Source organism: Pigmentiphaga kullae (genome assembly GCF_004216695.1).
GTDB lineage: Bacteria > Pseudomonadota > Gammaproteobacteria > Burkholderiales > Burkholderiaceae_B > Pigmentiphaga > Pigmentiphaga kullae.
This window is the reverse complement of record NZ_SGXC01000001.1, coordinates 2,576,134-2,594,321: the sequence shown is the minus strand read 5'-3', so window position 1 is coordinate 2,594,321 and position 18,188 is coordinate 2,576,134. Positions and strand designations below refer to the sequence as shown.

At 69.9% G+C, this 18,188-nt stretch carries 13 protein-coding genes; 6 read left to right on the top strand and 7 right to left on the bottom strand.

Features of this window, described 5'->3' with window-relative positions:
- Window positions 1-18: 18 nt before the first annotated feature.
- The 3 genes from EV675_RS12575 to EV675_RS12565 are packed head-to-tail and all read right to left on the bottom strand — an operon-like array spanning window position 19 to window position 3,461.
- Entirely contained in the window at window positions 19-1,659 is a 1,641-nt protein-coding gene (locus tag EV675_RS12575) for a (2,3-dihydroxybenzoyl)adenylate synthase (protein ID WP_130357554.1), read from the bottom strand.
- Between the two features lie 9 nt (window positions 1,660-1,668).
- Window positions 1,669-2,430, bottom strand: a complete 762-nt coding sequence (locus EV675_RS12570) for an SDR family NAD(P)-dependent oxidoreductase (RefSeq protein WP_130357553.1) — start codon at window positions 2,428-2,430, stop codon at window positions 1,669-1,671.
- Between the two features lie 35 nt (window positions 2,431-2,465).
- Complete coding sequence (locus tag EV675_RS12565) at window positions 2,466-3,461, bottom strand: Bug family tripartite tricarboxylate transporter substrate binding protein (RefSeq protein ID WP_130357552.1); 996 nt, start codon at window positions 3,459-3,461, stop codon at window positions 2,466-2,468.
- Between the two features lie 116 nt (window positions 3,462-3,577).
- On the opposite strand from EV675_RS12565, the gene EV675_RS12560 reads away from it, so the two are divergent.
- From EV675_RS12560 to putA, 5 genes are all read left to right on the top strand, one after another.
- Window positions 3,578-4,489, top strand: a complete 912-nt coding sequence (locus EV675_RS12560; protein WP_130357551.1) for a LysR substrate-binding domain-containing protein — start codon at window positions 3,578-3,580, stop codon at window positions 4,487-4,489.
- Window positions 4,486-5,373: an oxygenase MpaB family protein gene (locus tag EV675_RS12555; protein WP_130357550.1), complete on the top strand. Its 888-nt coding sequence runs from the start codon at window positions 4,486-4,488 to the stop codon at window positions 5,371-5,373. The genes EV675_RS12560 and EV675_RS12555 overlap by 4 nt, the downstream gene beginning before the upstream one ends.
- Before the next feature lie 65 nt (window positions 5,374-5,438).
- Window positions 5,439-6,146: an MBL fold metallo-hydrolase gene (locus tag EV675_RS12550; protein WP_130357549.1), complete on the top strand. Its 708-nt coding sequence runs from the start codon at window positions 5,439-5,441 to the stop codon at window positions 6,144-6,146.
- Window positions 6,147-6,180: 34 nt separating this feature from the next.
- Complete coding sequence (locus EV675_RS12545) at window positions 6,181-6,870, top strand: metallophosphoesterase (RefSeq protein WP_130357548.1); 690 nt, start codon at window positions 6,181-6,183, stop codon at window positions 6,868-6,870.
- A gap of 42 nt (window positions 6,871-6,912) precedes the next feature.
- Window positions 6,913-10,647 (top strand): trifunctional transcriptional regulator/proline dehydrogenase/L-glutamate gamma-semialdehyde dehydrogenase, encoded by a 3,735-nt coding sequence (putA, locus tag EV675_RS12540; protein WP_130357547.1) that lies wholly within the window; start codon window positions 6,913-6,915, stop codon window positions 10,645-10,647.
- A 707-nt stretch (window positions 10,648-11,354) separates the two neighbouring features.
- Here putA and EV675_RS12530 read toward each other — a convergent pair.
- From EV675_RS12530 to EV675_RS12515, 4 genes are read right to left on the bottom strand one after another with little or no spacing between them, the layout of a single operon-like run.
- Window positions 11,355-11,654 carry a DsrE family protein gene (locus EV675_RS12530; protein WP_130357545.1) on the bottom strand — a complete coding sequence of 100 codons (300 nt, stop codon included), beginning with the start codon at window positions 11,652-11,654 and terminating at the stop codon, window positions 11,355-11,357.
- Between the two features lie 2 nt (window positions 11,655-11,656).
- Window positions 11,657-12,397, bottom strand: coding sequence for an ABC transporter ATP-binding protein (locus EV675_RS12525; protein WP_130357544.1), 741 nt, complete (start codon window positions 12,395-12,397; stop codon window positions 11,657-11,659).
- Entirely contained in the window at window positions 12,385-13,152 is a 768-nt protein-coding gene (locus tag EV675_RS12520) for an ABC transporter permease (protein WP_242621395.1), read from the bottom strand. Before EV675_RS12520 ends, EV675_RS12525 begins: the two co-directional genes overlap by 13 nt.
- Window positions 13,153-13,167: 15 nt before the next feature.
- On the bottom strand, window positions 13,168-14,187 hold the full coding sequence (locus EV675_RS12515; RefSeq protein ID WP_130357543.1) for an ABC transporter substrate-binding protein: 1,020 nt from the start codon (window positions 14,185-14,187) through the stop codon (window positions 13,168-13,170).
- 450 nt (window positions 14,188-14,637) lie between these two features.
- Between EV675_RS12515 and EV675_RS12510 the strand changes: the two genes are divergently transcribed.
- Window positions 14,638-18,174, top strand: coding sequence for an indolepyruvate ferredoxin oxidoreductase family protein (locus EV675_RS12510; protein WP_130357542.1), 3,537 nt, complete (start codon window positions 14,638-14,640; stop codon window positions 18,172-18,174).
- The last annotated feature ends 14 nt before the right edge of the window (window positions 18,175-18,188 follow it).

Here is an 18,188-nt window from a genome sequence, read left to right as displayed (position 1 = left end):
GTCGCGTCTCTCCTTCTTTCAGGCTGCGGCCGCCCTGGCCGTCACCATCTCGGCCAGGGATTTCTTCGACACCTTGCCGAAGGTGGACACCGGGAAGTCGTCCAGGACCTCCAGCCGCTCGGGCAGCTTGAACTTGGCGATCTCGCGCGCCTTCAGGAAGGCCACCAGCTCCGGCAGCGTCAGCGACGCGCCCGCCCTCAGCACCACGCACGCGCACATCCGTTCGCCCATGTCGGGGTCCGGCATGGGAACGCAGGCCACGTTCTGCACGGCGGGATGCATGAGTATCAGGTTCTCGATCTCTTCCGCGCTGATCTTCTCGCCGCCACGGTTGATCAGGTCCTTCTTGCGGCCTTCGACGATGTAGTTGCCCGAGGGATGCCTGCGCATCAAGTCCCCGGACCGGTAGAAGCCATCGGGCGTGAACTGTCTCGCGTTGTACTCGGGCACGCCGAAGTAGCCCCGCAGCGTGTAGGGGCCGCGGCAGGACAGTTCTCCCACCTCGCCCGGCCCGACCTCGCGCCCCTCGTCATCGATCAGCCGAACCTCGTCGTCGGGGCAGACCGGTCGGCCGCAGGTTTCCATCAGCACGTCCTCGGGGTCGTCGTGGCGCACGAACATCAGCACACCTTCCGACATGCCGAAGTTCTCCTGCACCAGCGCGGTGGGAATCAGGCGGCGGGTGCGCGAGCGGACCTCGGGCTGCATGCGCTGGCCGCCGCTCTGGATCAGCCGCAGCGAAGACAGGTCGTAGCGCCCGATGTCCGGATCGTTGATCAGACGGATCAGCAGCGCAGGCACCACCTTCAGGTGCGTCACGCGGTGTTTCTCGATCAGCGCGAACATCTCGGCCGGACGGGTGTTCGCGTGCAGCACAACCCTGGCGCCGTTGAGCAGGAAACCCTGTATGCCGGGACACGCCAATGGCAGGTTGTGCGCGATGGGCAGCACCAGCAGCAGCACCGAATCGCCGTCCACCCGAGTCACTTCCGCCGCGACCTTGGAGTTGTAGGCGTAGTCGTTGCTGGTGCGCGGGATCAGCTTGGGAATTCCGGTGGTGCCGCCCGACAGCTGGAAGATGCAGGGATCCTCGGGATCGATGCGGATGTCGCGCAGGGCCGCCCGGTCGCCGGGGGCCGGCGTCTCGATCAGCTCAGCCAGCGAATGTTCCCCCGGCCCCGCCGGGCCCAGCACCAGCCGAAGCCGCAGGCACTCGTTCTCGTGCTGTATGCGATCGACGACAGGGCCGAAGACGAAGTCGCCCTGCGACACCGGATAGACGCAGCAGCGCGCCTGCGACAGCCCGACGAACTGGCTGATCTCCTGGTAGCGATGGGTGACCAGCGCGGCGATGGGAATGGCGCCGATCTTTTGCAGCGCGAAGTACAGGATCACGAACTCGGCCACGTTCGGCAGCGTGGGCACGACGCGGTCCAGCGGGCGCAGCCCCAGCGCCAGCAGGTGCAGCGCCAGGTTGTCGCTGAGCCGGTCCAGGTCGGCGTAGGTATGGCTGCGGTCGCCGTCGATCAGCGCCACCCGGTCGGCATACCGCGCGAAGACCTGCGCGAACTCCTGGGCCAGCGAGCGGTCCTGCCAGTATCCCCGCTCGCGGTAGCGGCGGGCGAACTCGGGCGGAAAGGGGACGAATCCTTCGAGCATGGCGCTTCCTCAGGTCGAGCTGGTGTAGCCGCCGTCGATCACGACGATCTCGCCGGTGACGAAGCGGTTCGATTGCAGCAGGTTCAGCATGGTTTCGGCCACGTCGTCGGCGGTCACGCAGCGGCGCAGCGGCGTGGCGCGGGCGCGCTTGCCCATGAGGTCGCCGTACTTCTCGCCCAGCATGCGCTGCATCCAGTCGCCCTCCATCCAACCCGGCGCGACGGCGTTCACCCGGATGTCCGGCCCCAGGTTCCAGGCCAGCGTCTTGGTCAGGTTCACGACCGCCGCCTTGCTGGCGGCATAGGGCAAAGGCTGGGGCCCGGGCCGCAGGCCGACGATGCTGGCCGTGTTGACGATGGCCGGGTCCGTGCCCTTCCTGAGCAGCGGCACCGCGGCGCGCGTGACCTGGAAGAGACCCCGCACGTTCACCGCGAAGGTGCGGTCCCATTCGCCCATGCCCAGGCTTTCCAGGTCCCGGACTTTCCAGGCCGCGGTGGTGCCGGCGTTGTTGACCAGCGCATCCAGGCGCCCGAACCGTTCGTCGACGGCGCGCATCATCTGGCGCACCGCCGCGTCGTCGGCCACGTCGCACGGGAGCAGCATGGTGCGGGCCCCCAGGGCGGCCGCTTCGCTGGCGACGTCGCCGGCGGCCTTGCCGCTGGAGGCGTAGTTGATCGCCACGTCGTAGCCGGCGCGCGCCAGGGCCAGGACCGCGCTGCGGCCGATGCCGGTCGCCCCGCCGGTGACCAGGGCTTTTCTTCTATCGTTCATCTGCATTTCCATCGTGGTTGATTGGATGGCCAGGCCTACTGGGGCTGGATCGCCAGTTCCTGCACCGTGTTCTTCCAGACCGCCTGCTGGCCCCGCACGAAGGCCTGGAGATCGGCCGCGCTGCCGTGCATGGGATAGACCCCCAGGTCCGCCAGGCGCGAGACCAGTTCCTTGTCGTCCAGCAGGCGGTTGATGTCGGCGTTGATGCGTTCGACGACCGCGGCGGGCGTCCCGGTGGGCGCGAACAGCGCGAACCACCCCAGCGATTCGAACCCCGGCAGGGTCTCGGCCACCGTGGGCACCGACTCCAGGCCCGGCAGCCGCCGCGGCGAGGTCACCGCCAGGGCGCGCATCTTGCCGGCCTTGACGTGCTGGACCAGGGCGGGGATGCCATCGATGGTCAGCGCCGCCTCGCCCGCCAGCACCGCGTTGATGGCGGCGGGCGAGCCGGCGTAGGGTACGGTGAAAAGCTGGAATCCGCCGGCTCGCGCCAGCATTTCGCCGGTCAGGTGCGGCACCGATCCGGCCTGCGCCGCGGCGAAGTTCAAGGTGCCCGGCCGGGCCTTTCCTTCCTTGGCCAGATCCGCCATGGAACGGATGCCCGACGAGCCCGGCACCACCACCATCATGGGGCTGGTGCCCACCGCGGCCACGGGCACGATGTCGCGGTCCATGTCGTACTGCGGCTGCTTGTAGAGCAAGGGCGTGAGCACCGCCGCCGCCGCGGGCACGAAGCCCACCGTGTAACCGTCGGCGCCGGATCGGGCCAGCGTGGACATGCCCGGAATACCGCCGGCGCCGGGCTTGTTCTCGACATACACCGGCTGCCCCCAGCCGTGCGAGAGCCGGTCGGCGATCAACCTCGCCACGACGTCGGGGGCGGCCCCGGGCGGGAACGGTACGATCATCCTGACCGGCTTGGCGGGCCAGGTCTGGGCCCGTGAATCCGGAACCGACGACAGGGCGACGGCGAACCCTGCCGCCCATGCCAGCAGCCGGCCATGCCGGCCCAAGGCCATGATGCGTTGCATGCTTGTCTCCTGCGCGTGCTATCAAGTTTTTGTGGTGGACGCGAGGTGACTGTAGAAAAGTGGCGGTGCTACGGACAAGATGTCAAAATCCCACGAGTGATTCGATTTTGATATCCATGAAACTCAATCAGCTGCGGGACCTCGTAGCCATCGTCGAACACGGCGGGCTGCGCGCCGCCGCCCGCCGGCTGGGCGTGGCGCAGCCGCTGCTTACCCGCAGCGTGCGCGGCCTGGAAAAAGAACTGGGCACACCGCTGTTCGAACGCCAGGCGCGCGGCATGGTGCTGACGCCGCTCGGCCGGCTGTTCCACGAACGCGCACGCGGCATGGTCAACGAACTGCGCCGGGCGCGCGACGAACTGGCGCAGGCCCAGGGTTCGGGCGCCGGCACGGTCATCGCCGGCCTGTCCATCATGCCGCACATGGGCCTGCTGCCCCGCGCCCTGCCCGCCTTCCGGCGGCGCTATCCCCAGGTCTACCTGCAGCTCATCGAAGGCCTGTTCCCCGACCTCGAATCGCAGTTGCGCAGCGGCGCCATCGACTTCTACCTGGGCGCCGCGCCCGGCACCGTGCCGGCCGGCTTCATCGTCCAGACGCTGTTCTCCAACACCCGCGCCGTGGTCTGCCGCAAGGGGCATCCGCTGGCGCGCTCGCGTTCGCTCAAGGCGCTGGCCGGCGCCGAATGGGCCCTGCCCTCGACCGACTACGACAATCAGGACGACCTGGCGCGGCTGTTCCAGGAATACGGCCTGCCCGCGCCACGCGTGGCGCTCCAGGCCCGCACCGCGCTGTCGATGATGGTCGCGCTGGCCAACAGCGACCTGCTCGCGCTGCTGCCGGTGCAATGGCGGGAATTCGACCTGACGCGCGATTCGCTGCAGGTGATCGCCGTGCGCGAAAGCCTGCCCGCGCCCGACATCGTGCTGATCCGCCGCGCGGAAATGCCCATGACTCCGGCGGCCGAGCACCTGTGCGACCTCATGCAGCGCAACGCCCCGTCGCTACAGCCCATGCGGGGCCGGGCATGATACGCAGGCACATCGAGGCCCAGGTCCTGGGCCTGACCGGACTGGCGCTGGGCGGCATCGACTTCGAGCATCCGCGCGGCGACCCCGGCCTGTTCGGCCCCGACTCGGCCTGCTGGAAAGTGCACGGGGATTTCACCTCCATGCTGATCGGCGGCATCGCCGCGCTGCTCATGCAGATGCTGCATCCGCTGGCGCTGGCCGGCGTCTGGGACCACTCCAATTTCCGCCAGGACATGCTGGGCCGCCTGCGCCGCACCGGCCAGTTCATCTCGGGCACCACCTACGCCGCCACGGCGGACGCCGAACGGCTGATCGCGCGCGTGCGCGGCATCCACGAACAGGTGCGCGGCACGGCGCCCGACGGCCGCCCCTACGCGGCCGACGACCCCGACCTGCTGACCTGGGTCCACGTGGCCGAGGTCAGCAACTTCCTGGCGGCGCACCTGCGCCATCGCAACCCCGCGCTGTCGGGCGCCGAGCAGGACCGCTACTACGACGAGATCGCGCTGATCGCGCTGCGCCTGGGCGCGCGCGAAGTCCCCCGGTCACGCGCGGAAGTGGCGGCCTATCTGGCGCGCATGCGCCCGCAGCTGGTGTGCGACGACCGCACCCGCGAGATCGCCCGCATCCTGTTGTCCCATCCCCCGGCAGTCAGTCCGCTGGCGCGGCCGGTGAGCCGGTTCATGATGGAGGCCGGCACGGCCCTGCTTCCCGACTGGGCCGCCGACATGCTGGAATTGCGGCGCCCCGCCTGGCGGGTCCGCGCGGCCGGCATCGCGATCGACGGCGTCGCGCCGGTGCTGCGCTGGGCCGTGCGCAACGGCTCGGCGCACCGGGCGAAGCGGCGCATGGGGCTGCTGCCGCCGTCCCCCGGCGGGCTTTGACGGCCGGCACGTGAATGTCTAACATATATTCCATATAGAAATTTGCTTATTTCTTCAAGAAATATATGATCTTCCGCCAGTTCTTCGAGCCCGACTCCAGCACCTACACCTATCTCCTGGCATCCCGCCTCGGGGGCGAGGCGCTGATCATCGATCCGGTCAAGGAACGCCTGCAGCACTACCTGCAGGCCATACGCGAGCTGGACCTGCGCCTGGTCCACGCCATCGACACCCACACCCACGCCGACCACATCACCGCATTGGGCGACCTGCGAGACGCCACCGCCTGCACCACCATCATGGGCGAGCGCTCGCGCGCCGAATGCGTCTCGCGCCAGGTGCGCGACGGCGAACTGCTGCGCGTGGACGGCATGACGCTGCAGGCCCTGTATACCCCCGGGCACACCGACGAGTCCTTCAGCTTCGTGCTGGAGCCGGCCACGCCCCGCGCCGTCTTCACCGGCGACGTGCTGCTGATCCGCAGCACCGGCCGCACCGACTTCCAGGCGGGCGATGCCGGACTGTCCTGGCACTCCATCGTCGACCGGCTGTTCGCGCTGCCCGACGACACCACGGTCTACCCGGCGCACGACTACAAGGGCTGGACCGCCTCCAGCATCGGCGAGGAAAAGCGGCACAACCCGCGCCTGGCCGGCAAGACGCAGGCCGAGTATGTCGAGATCATGCGCAACCTGAACCTGCCCAACCCGCGCCTGATGGACGTGGCCATACCCGCCAACCTGGCATGCGGGCAGGCGCCGGGATCGCCGTAACGGCCTATCATGGGGTTTCCGCCAACGGAATCCCATGAGCGCTCTTCTCGTCCGCCATGAAGCCAACCGCCTCGGCCGCGACATCGCGGTCGGGGACATCCATGGCCATTTCACGCGGCTGCGGGCCGCCCTGGACCGCGCGCGCTTCGACCCCGCCGTCGACCGGCTCTTCAGCGTGGGCGACCTGGTCGACCGGGGACCGGAATCCGAACAGGTGCTGGACTGGCTGGCACTTCCCTGGTTCCATGCGGTGCGCGGCAATCATGAAGACATCGCGATACGCTACGCCAAGGGCAACCCCGTCGACCAGACCAGCTACATCGCCAACGGCGGAGCCTGGTTCGTGACGCAGCCCCTCGCGCGGCGCCCGGTCTACGCCGAGGCTTTCGCGCGCCTGCCGCTGGCCAGGGAGATCGAAACGCCGGCGGGACCCGTGGGCATCGTGCATGCGGACAGCCCGGTGCGGGACTGGAGCCGGCTCGTCTGGTCGCTGCGGCTGTGGCGCGCCGCGCGGGATCGCGCGATGTGGTCGCGCGACCGGCTGCAGGGCGAGAACGCCGACGGCGTCGCCGGACTGCGCGCGCTGGTCGTGGGCCACACGCCCGTGGAGGATCCGGTCGTGCTGGGCAACGTCCACCACATCGACACCGGAGGATGGATGCAGGACGGCCGCTTCACGCTGCTGGACCTCGCGACGCTGCAAGCCATCCCGCCCATGGGCTAGACTGGATCCTGCCGCACGCCGCACCGCGCCAGGAGGGCATCCATGCAGTCGACGACTCCCTGCCCCATCCCCTTCGAGACCTTCTCGCCGGGCCTCGCGCCGCAGACCGGCGAACGCGCGGCCATCACCGCGGACACGCGGCGGGCGGAACACGACATGGTCGGGCGCCTGCTGGACGCGATCGAACCGCCGCCCGACAGCGGGCCGGTCATGGAGCTGGCGTGGCGGCTGGCTTCCACGCTGCGCGACCAGGCGCGGCTCCCGGCTACCGAGGGCCTGGCGCAGATGCTGCTGCAGGAATTCTCGCTCTCGTCCGAGGAAGGCATCGCGTTGATGTGCCTGGCGGAATCGGTCCTGCGCATACCGGATGCGGCCACGCAGGACGCGCTGATCCGCGACAAGATCAGCAAGGGCCGATGGTCGGCCCACCTGGGACACAGCCCGTCGCTGTTCGTCAACGCCGCCGTCTGGGGCCTGCTGCTGACCGGCCGGCTGTATGCCGCGCACCAGGGATCGGGCCCGCAGGCGGCGCTGGCCGGCCTGATCGAGAAAGGCGGCGAACCGCTGGTGCGCCGGGCCGTCGATGCCGCCATGCGCCTGCTGGGCGATCAGTTCGTCGCGGGCCGCACGGTGGAGCAGGCGCTGGACCGCTCGCGCGCGCAGGTGGCGCGCGGCTACACACATTCCTACGACATGCTGGGCGAGGCGGCCATGACCGGGGCCGACGCCCTGCGCTACGCCGCCGCCTACGACCAGGCGATCCACCGCATCGGCGCCTCGTGCCAGGGCGGCACGCCCTACGAGGCTCCCGGCATCTCGATCAAACTGTCGGCCCTGCATCCGCGCTACGCACGAAGCCAGCGGACACGGGTGCAAAGCGAACTCTATCCGCGCCTGCTGTCCCTGGCTCGCGCGGCGCGCGGCTACGGCATGGGCATCAACATCGACGCGGAAGAAGCCGCGCGCCTGGACCTGTCGCTGGACCTGCTCGAACGCCTGTGCGGGGAATCGGACCTGGCGGGGTGGAACGGCCTGGGATTCGTCGTCCAGGCCTACCAGAAGCGCAGCCTGCGGCTGATCGACCATCTGGCCGCCCTGGCCCGCCGCAGCGGCCACCGGCTCATGGTCCGCCTGGTCAAGGGCGCGTACTGGGACAGCGAGGTCAAGCTCGCCCAGGTCCAGGGCGTGCCGGACTATCCGGTCTATACACGCAAGCCCCACACCGACATCGCCTACCTGGCTTGCGCACGCAAGCTGCTCGCCGCGCCCGACGCGGTCTTCCCGCAGTTCGCGACCCACAACGCCCATACCCTGGCAGCCATCTACCACCTGGCCGGGCCCGCGGATTTCCGGCCCGGACAATACGAGTTCCAATGCCTGCACGGCATGGGCGAGCCGCTGTACGACCAGGTCGTGGGCACGGGCGGCCTGGACCGCCCCTGCCGCATCTACGCGCCGGTCGGCCCGCACGATACGCTGCTGGCCTATCTGGTGCGCCGCCTGCTCGAGAACGGCGCGAACACCTCGTTCGTCCATCGCGTGGCCGACCGCGACCTGCCGCTGGAAGCGGTCATCGTGGACCCGGTCTCGGCCGCGCGCGACATTGGCGCGGGGGGCGGCCCCGTCGGCGCGCCCGATCCCCGCATCCCCCTGCCGCCCGATCTGTACGGCGCCGAGCGCGCCAACTCGCGCGGGATGGACTGGTCCGACGAAGCCGGCCTGCTGCGGCTGTCCCACCGGCTGGCGGGCGCGGCCGCCCGAACCTGGCTCGCCCGCCCCCTGCTGGACGACGAGGCGGCACCCGGGCCGCGCCTGGACGTCCGCAACCCGGCCCATCGCGGCGACCTCGTCGGCCACGTGCAGGAAGCCTCGCCGGCCGATCTCGAACTCGCGCTGGTCCGCGCCGCCCATGCCGCCCGCCTCTGGCGCGACACGGCGCCGGCCGAGCGCGCGGCCATCCTGCGCCGCGCCGCCGATGGCATGGAAGAGGAACGCGAGGCGCTCGCGGCGCTGATGGTGCGCGAGGCCGGCAAGACCTTACCCAACGCCTTCGGCGAAGTCCGCGAAACCGTCGATTTCCTGCGCTACTACGCCGCGCGCGCCACCGAGGGATTCGACGCCGCGCTGCACCGGCCGCTGGGCATCGTGGCCTGCATCAGCCCCTGGAATTTCCCGCTGTCCATCTTCACCGGGCAGGTGGCCGCCGCGCTGGCGACCGGTAATACGGTGGTGGCCAAGCCGGCGGAACAGACACCGCTGATCGCCGCCGAGGCCGTGCGCATCCTGCGCGCCGCGGGGGTCCCGCCGGGCGCGCTGCAAATGCTGCCCGGACGCGGCGAATCCGTCGGCGCCGGCCTGGTCGCCGACCAGCGCGTGCAGGGCGTGCTGTTCACCGGCTCGGTCGCGGTGGCGCGCGACATGCGCCGCGTCCTGGCCGAGCGGCTGGGCGCCGGCGGCCGAAGCATCCCGCTGATCGCGGAGACCGGCGGATTGAACGCCATGATCGTCGATTCGTCGGCCCTGCCCGAACAGTTGGTCGCCGACGTGCTGGAATCGGCGTTCGACAGCGCCGGCCAGCGATGCTCGGCCCTGCGCCTGCTGTGCCTGCAGGAGGACATCGCCGACCGGATGCTGGCCATGCTGCGCGGCGCGATGGACGAATACCGCACCGGCCGGCCCGACTGCCTGGAGACCGATGCCGGGCCTGTCATAGACGAAACCGCGCGCGACGACATCGAGCGGCACATCGCCGCCATGCGCGACGCCGGCCATCCGGTATTCCGCGCCGGCCGCCTGGATACGGACGAGTGCCGGCACGGCTGCTTCGTCGCCCCCACGCTGATCGAACTCGAACGGCCGGACCAGTTGCGCCGGGAAGTATTCGGACCGGTCCTGCACGTGGTGCGCTTCGCGGGACGGCATCTCGACCGCCTGCTGGACGAGGTGAATGCGCTGGGCTACGGGCTCACGCTGGGCCTGCATACCCGCATCGACGACACCGTCGCGCTGGTGCTGGGCCGGGCGCGCGTGGGCAACATCTACGTGAACCGCAACATGATAGGCGCGGTCGTCGGCGTGCAGCCCTTCGGCGGCGAAGGCCTGTCGGGCACCGGCCCCAAGGCGGGCGGGCCGCTGTATCTGCCGCGCCTGCTGTCGGCGGCGCCGCCGGACATCGCGATACGCGCGCTGGCCTCGCATCCGCCGGCGCCCGCGTGGCTGCAACCCGCCCGACCCGCCCGGCCGCTTGCCATCCTGTGGGACTGGGCCCGGGAGCAGGGCATGGCGGAACTGGCCGACCGCTGCGCGGCCTACGCCGCGCGACTACCCGAGACCGCCGCGGCCACCCTGCCCGGCCCTACCGGGCAGCTCGACGTCTACGCGCTGCGGCCGCGCGGCAGGGTGCTGTGCATCGCGGACGAAGCCTCCGACCTGCTGGCCCAGCTGGCCGCGGCGCTGGCCACGGGCAATGACGCGCTGTGGCAGGCCGGCCACGAAGCGGCCGCGCTGCACGCGTCGCTGCCGGCGGATCTCGCCGCCCACGTGGCCGTGGCCGATCCCGCCGCCTCGCCATTCGATGCGGTCCTCGTCTATGCCATGGGCAACCGGCTGAAATCCATCCTGCGGCAGCTCGCCCGCCGGGAGGGCCCGCTCGTGCCGGTGATCGACCTCGCGCCGGGGGACGCCGCCATTCCGCTCGAACGCCTGCTGGTCGAGCGGTCGGTCAGCATCAACACCGCCGCGGCCGGCGGCAACGCCAGCCTGATGATGATGGGGTAGGCTGAATCGCTATTCGTGGCATCCAGAGGGCGTCCTCAGTGGCGGGGATTGCGTTCTTGACCCGTTCTTGATCGGTGGGGTGGCCCGCGTTGGGGCGCAGCGAAGCCGGTCCCGCTGGTGCGGGACTTCCCGGTGAGGGCAGGCTTGGCGGGGCGGGCGCAGAACTCGGGCGGGCACAGTCCCCCGGACTGTGCCTACTGCCGCCCTCAAACAGCTGCGCCCTTGCTTCCCCGCCAAGCCCGCCCTCACCGGCGGCTCCGAATGCGCCCCAACGCGGGCCACCCCACCGATCAAGAACTACGGCAGTGATGAGTAACGATCGCAGATCCAGAGACGGCGAGAGTTCTTTCTCTCATTGAACAAGACGACCGTACTGGAGTCCATGAATCTACGCGACCAGCGGTGCAGGTCTTGTCCGGGGCGCCGGGGCCGGGCGGCCGGTGAGGCGCATTCGGAGCCGCCGGTGGGGACCGGGTGGACGGGGAAGCAAGGGCGCAGCTGTTTGAGGGCGGCCTTCGGGGTAGCCCAGTGGGCTACCCCGGCCCGAGTTCTGCGCCCGCCCCGTCCACCCGGTCCCCACCGGGTAGTCCCGCGCAGCGGGACCGGCTTCGCTGCGCCTCACCGGCCGCCCGGCCCCGGCGCCCCGGACAAGACCGGGTCAAGAACACAAATGTCGAATCAACCCAGGACCGGCTGACGCCAAGACGTCAGGCCCGCATGTAGGCCCAACCCTCGGCCTGCCTGCGCGCGATGTGCAGCACCGCGGCCTCGACCACGGCGATGCCGGCCGGCGCCGTCAGCCCGTTGGCCGCCAGCGTGTTCCCGCAAAGGCGCAGATGGATGTCGGTAGCGTCCGGCTGCCCCAGGGCCGCTGCGACGGCACCGGCGTTGGCCACCAGTTCGACCTGGGCCTGGCCGTCGGCCTTGAGCAGGTTGGCGACGTTGCGCCGGCCCCGCTCCAGCGCGGCGGGCGTGGGCGCGTGAACGACGAGTTTGACGACGGCCATGATCAGTCCACTCCCAATTGCGCCGACAGATGAGCCACATGGCGGCCGAAGTCGGCATGGCCGCGATCGCGCGGCCTCGGCAGGTCGATCACCAGATTCTCGGCCACGTTCGCGGGCCGTCCCCCCAGCACCACGACGCGGTCGGCCAGGAACACCGCCTCGTCGATGTCGTGGGTCACGAACATGATCGCCGCGTGCGTGGCCTGCCAGATGCGCATCAGTTCGGCCTGCAGGTGGCGGCGCGTCAACGCGTCCACCGCGCTGAAGGGCTCGTCCATCAATAGGATGTCGGGCTTGACCGCCAGCGCGCGCGCAATGCCCACGCGCTGTGCCTGGCCGCCGGACAACTGGTGCGGCCAGCGGTCGGCGAACTCGGCCAGCCCCGTCATCCGCAGCGCCTCGTCCACCCGGCCGCGCTTCTCGGCGGCATCGACGTCCAGGGTCTCCAGGCCGTAGGCCACATTGCCGGCCACGGTGCGCCAGGGCAGCAGCCGGCCATCCTGGAACACCACGGCGCGGCGGCGGCGGCCCGCGCGCTGCGGCAGGCGGAAATGCATCTGTCCCGCCGATGGCGCGATCAGGCCGGCGGCGGTGCGCAGCAGCGTGGACTTGCCCACGCCCGAGCCGCCGACCACGGCCAGGAACTCGCCCTTCCCTATGTCCAGCGACAGGTCCTGGATGACCGGGCCGGGCGCGCCCGGATGGGTATACGAGAAACGATCGAATTCGATTACGGCCGCCACGACAGCACCTTTTTCTCCAGCCACGCGTAACCCAGGTCGCAAATGGCGTAGACCAGCGATATGGCCAGCATGTAGACGACGACCGCCTCGTAGGCGCCCACGCCGGCGGCGGCATTCATCTCCTGCCCCATGCCGGGCACGCCCAGCAGCTCGGCCGCGATCAGCGTCATCCATGCCTGGCCGATGCCGGTGCGCACGCCCGCCAGCGTGCCCGGCGCGATGGCCGGCAGCGTGATGCTGACGGCGCGCCGCCAGTAGCTGCCCTGCCCGAAGCTGCGCGCCAGTTCATAGAAGCGGGGATCGATGTTGCGGACCGCGCTGTAGGTGGCGAAATAGTTCACCCAGAACACGCCGATGGCGATGACGAAAGCGGCGCCGGCATGGCTGACCTTGAACCACGCGATGGCGAACACCACCCAGGCCAGCGGCGGAATGGGCCGCAGCACGCGGGCCAGATAGGCCTGAAACAGGTCGAAGCGCCGTATCGTGGCCGCGGCCAGGCCGACGGCGATGCCCGACAGGGTGCCCAGCGCCAGGCCCCAGAAGTAGTGGATGAGGCTGGAGCCGACGGCGGGCAGCAGGCGCCCCGAAGTCCATTCCTGCGCCAGCGCATCGGGCAGCGCGAACGGATCGGGCAGCGTGCCGGGATTGACCCAGCGGAACACGCCCGCCGCCTTCCACAGCAGCACGAAGACGACGATACCCGCCACGCCGTAGGCGGCGCGCACCGGCCATCCGGGATTCTTGACCATCATGGACGACGCGCGGGCCTATCGCTTGCCGGCGACGGCGTCATAGAAACGCGTGTCGAACAGCTTGGCCACGTCCACCGCCGGTCCTTCCAGCGTGCCGGTGTCGGACTGGAACTTCTGCAACACCAGCGTGGCCGGCACGATGGCGTTGGGGTCGGCCTCGAACTGGCCCTTGGAATTGCGGATCGACTTCTCGACCAGGTCCACCGGCAGGCGGCCGCCGCCCACGTACTTCTGCACCAGCGGCGCGGCCTTGGCCGGATCGGTGTCCAGCAGCCTGGTCGCCGCGACGTGGGCGGCCACCAGCGACTTCACCAGTTCGGGTTTCTCGTTGATCAGCTTCTCGCGCACCAGCAGCACCGCGCCCGGCTGGCGCGGGAACAGGTCGGAGCCGCGCGCGACGACGCGGGCCTTGGGTGCGCGGGTCAGGACGGTGGTCACGGTGGGTTCGAGGATGACGGCACCGTCCACCGCGCCGGTCAGCAGGGTCTGCTGCATCTGCGCCTCGCCCTGGTAGATCAGCTTGAAGGACGCGGGATCGACCTTGATACGGTTGCGCAGCCAGTATTGCAGGGCCGCTTCGGGCACCGCCCCCCGCGGATAGCTGGCGATGACGGGCTGCCGGCCTTTGTCCTTGGCGAAGCGGGAGAAGGCCGTGGCGGGATCGCCCGAGGCGAAATAGGGCGCGAGGTCGCCCATGGCGACGAAGCTGACCTGCTCGACGATGTTGGAGGCGACGACCTTGATGTCGGCGCCTTTGCCGCGCGCCACCAGGGCCGGGCCGATGCCGACGTAGGCGATGTCGAGCTGGCCTGCCAGCAGGGCCTGTACCAGCGCGGGCCCGCTCTGGAACTGGACCAGCTTGGGCGGCCCGCCCTCGGCCGGCAGCGCCCCCTGCTCGCGCGCGATGAACAGTTGCGCGTCGGGCAGGATGGGCAGATAGCCGATCTCCAGCGGCGCGGCGGCTGCCGTCTGGAGAGAGGCCGAGGCGAGGCCGAGCGCGAGCGCGAGCGCGGCCGATGCGAAGAAACGTTTCATGGTGTTCAGAACCTCGAGTGATATCGAGCAGGTTCTATATATTGTATTTAAATGTTTTTGCATCACTTAACAACTAAAAGAAATAAGCTTAAGCACCTGCCGTCGTGGTATGTTGTGCTCATCACGCACCTTCTACATGCGGCCCCGTACCGCACAGGAGGAGGAAAGCCGGCCCGCCCCACCGGGCCGCGCCGACCGACGGTATGAACGCGAAGGCTCGCACAGCGCATGCTCCTGCCGGCCCGCCCATCCGGGCCGAGCGACCATGTGTCGGCTCGCGCCGCGTCGCCGCTTCTTCCCTTCCCCCATCGCCTACGCCCTTCGCCGTTACGCGGCCCGTCCATCCGACCGGGCCTTCAAGGCGCCATGCGGACACCATCGGCCGCCCCGCGCGGCCGGCTGGATCCGCGCTACCCCCTTGCGCGCCCAACCCTGGACTGCGAGTGCATCATGAGCGCACAACCCGTCGAGACCGTCCTGACCCTGGACGACAAGTACACACGGCCGCGCGGCCGCGTCTACATGACCGGAACGCAGGCGCTGGTGCGCCTGATGCTGGCGCAGAAGCAGCGCGATGAAGCGGCCGGGCTGAACACCGCGGGCTTCGTCTCGGGCTACCGGGGCTCGCCGCTCGGGTCGGTGGACCTGGAGATGTGGAAGGCCGCCCGCCACCTGGAAGCCCACCGCATCAAGTTCGTGCCGGGACTCAACGAGGAACTGGCAGCCACCGCGGTCTGGGGCACGCAGATGGTCAGCCTGGACGCCCGGGCCACCACCGACGGCGTGTACGCGCTGTGGTACGGCAAGGGCCCCGGCGTGGACCGCTGCGGCGACGTGTTCAAGCACGGCAACATCGCCGGCTGTTCGCGGCATGGCGGCGTGGTGCTGGTGGCCGGCGACGACCACGCCTGCAAATCGTCCACCCTGCCCCACCAGAGCGAACACGCGTTCATCGCGGCCATGATCCCGGTCCTGAACCCGGCCGGCGTGCGCGAGCTGATCGAGTTCGGCCTGCACGGCTATGCGATGTCGCGCTATTCGGGCTGCTGGGTGGGACTGAAGGTCGTCAGCGACACCGTGGAGTCGTCCACCTCCATGGACATCGATCCCATGGCGGTGAACATCCGCGTGCCCGATACCTATCCCATTCCGGAGGGCGGTTTCCACATCCGCTGGCCGGATCCGCCGCTGGAGCAGGAGAATCGCCTGCAGCGTGAGCGCCTGTACGCGCTGCTGGAATACGTGCGCCAGAACGGCCTGAACCGCCAGGACTGGCACGTCCCGCGCGCCAGGCTGGGCATCGTGACCACCGGCAAGAGCTACCTGGACGTGCGCGAGGCCCTGGCCATGATGGGCATCGACGAGGCGGCCGCCCGCGCCATGGGACTGCGGCTGCTGAAGATAGGCGTGTCCTGGCCGCTGGAGCCCGAGTGCATCTGCGAATTCGCCGAGGGCCTGGACGAGATCCTGGTGGTCGAGGAAAAGCGCCAGATCATCGAATACCAGATCAAGGAGCATCTCTACAACGCGTCCATATCCGCGCGGCCGCGCGTGGTCGGCAAGTACGACGAGACCGGCGAATGGGTGCACGTGCCGCACGACGGCATCCTGCTGTCGCCCAACGGCGAACTGACGCCGGCCGCCATCGCCGGCGTGATCGCCTCGCGCATCGCCAAGGTGATCGGCCGCGACGCCCTGGACGCGCGCGCCTTGCCCTACCTGGCCGCACGCAAGCCGCCCGAGGGCTGCACCCGCGCAGTGCCCGGCGCGCCGCAGCGCCTGCCCTACTTCTGTTCGGGTTGCCCGCACAACACGTCCACCAAGGTGCCCGAGGGCTCGCGCGCGGTCGCCGGCATAGGCTGCCACTACATGGCGCAGTGGATGAACCGCCATACCGAGACCTTCACGCAGATGGGCGGCGAAGGCGCGACCTGGATAGGCCAGGCATTCTTCACCGACACGCCCCACATCTTCGCCAACCTCGGCGACGGCACCTACACGCACTCCGGCTCCCTGGCCATCCGGGCCGCGCTGGCGGCGGGCGTGAACATCACCTACAAGATCCTCGTCAACGACGCGGTCGCCATGACCGGCGGACAGCCGGTCGAGGGCGCGCCCACGGTGCCGCAGATCCTGCAGCAGATGGTGGCCGAGGGCGTACCCCACATCCACCTCGTGAGCGAGGAGCCCGACGCGCTGCGCGAGCTTCCTGGCCTGCCGGCGGGCATCGCCATCAGCCATCGCGACCGCATGGACGACATCCAGCGCGAACTGCGCGAGAAACCCGGGGTGTCGGTCATCGTCTACGTGCAGACCTGCGCCGCCGAGAAACGCCGCCGCCGCAAACGCGGCAAGCTGGCCGACCCGCCCCGCCGCGTGCTCATCAACGAGGAGGTCTGCGAGGGATGCGGCGATTGCGGCGTGCAGTCCAACTGCGTGTCCATCCTGCCGCTGGAGACCCCGCTGGGCCGCAAGCGCACCATCGACCAGAGCTCCTGCAACAAGGATTTCTCGTGCGTGAAGGGGTTCTGCCCCAGCTTCGTCACGGTCGAGGGCGGCGCGTTGCGCAAGCCCGCGGCGCGACAGGCCACGCCGCCGCGAGACCTGCCGGCGCCAGCCCTGCCCGGCCTGGAACAGGCCTGGAACATCGTCGTGACCGGCGTGGGCGGCACGGGCGTGGTCACGATAGGCGCGCTGATGGGCATCGCCGCCCACCTCGAAGGCAAGGGCGTCATCGTGCTGGACATGGCCGGACTGGCGCAGAAAGGTGGCGCGGTGATGTCGCACGTGCGGCTGGCCGCCACCCCCGCCGCGCTGCATGCCACCCGGGTTCCCTCCGCCCAGGCCGATGTCGTGCTGGGCTGCGATCTGATGGTCGCCTGCGGCCAGGACGCCATCGACATGATGGCCACGACGCGCACCCGCGCGGCGCTGAACCTGGACGTGTCGCCCACTGGCGCCTTCACCCAGGATCCCGACTGGCACGCCTCGCCCGAGGCCATGCTGCAGCGCGTGCGCGAAGCGGCCTGGCAGACCGAGGCGGTGGACGCCACCGAGATCGCCACCGGCCTCCTGGGCGACGCGATCGCCACCAACGTCTTCATGCTCGGCTACGCGTGGCAAAAGGGCTGGATCCCCCTGCGCGAGGATTCCCTGATGCGGGCGATCGAGCTGAACGCGGCGGCCGTGGAAATGAACAAGGCCGCGTTCGCGTGGGGCCGGCAGGCGGCGCTGGACCTGCAGGCGGCCAGCGTCGCCGCCGGGCTCAAGCGGCCCGGCACGGTGGTGGTGATGCCGCCGCGCCCGTACTCGCTGGATGCGCTGCTGGTCGACCGCACGCAGCGGCTCGCCCGCTACCAGAACGCCGCCTATGCCGCCCGCTACGAGACCTTCGTGCGCGAGATCGCCGCCCTGGAGGAAGAACGGATCGCCGGCAACCGGCTGGCGCGCACGGTCGCGGTCAGCCTCTACAAGCTCATGGCCTACAAGGACGAGTACGAAGTTGCCCGGCTGTTCGTCGAGACGGGTTTCGCCGAGCGCGTCGCGCGTCAGTTCGAAGGCGACTACCGCCTGCGCTTCCACCTGGCGCCGCCGCTGTTCGCCCGCCGCGACGCGCACGGCCATCTGGTCAAACAGACCTATGGCCCATGGATGCTGACCGCCTACAAATGGCTGGCGCGCGCCCGCGGGCTGCGCGGCACGCCGCTCGATCCCTTCGGCTACCTGCCCGAACGGCGCGCCGAGCGCGCGGCGATCGGCGGCTACGAGGCCCTGATGCGCCAGCTCGTCGCCACGCTTACCCCCGAACGCCTGCCCCTGGCACTGGAACTGGCCAGGCTTCCCCAGGAAGTACGGGGCTTCGGACACGTCAAGGAGGAAAACGCACGCATTGCCCGCATCAAGCAGGAACGCCTGCTGGCGCAGTACGCCGCGCCCACCGGCTCGGCCTCGCCGCAGGACCATCAGGCCCCTCACGCCGTGGCCTGACGCCTTCCTTTCCG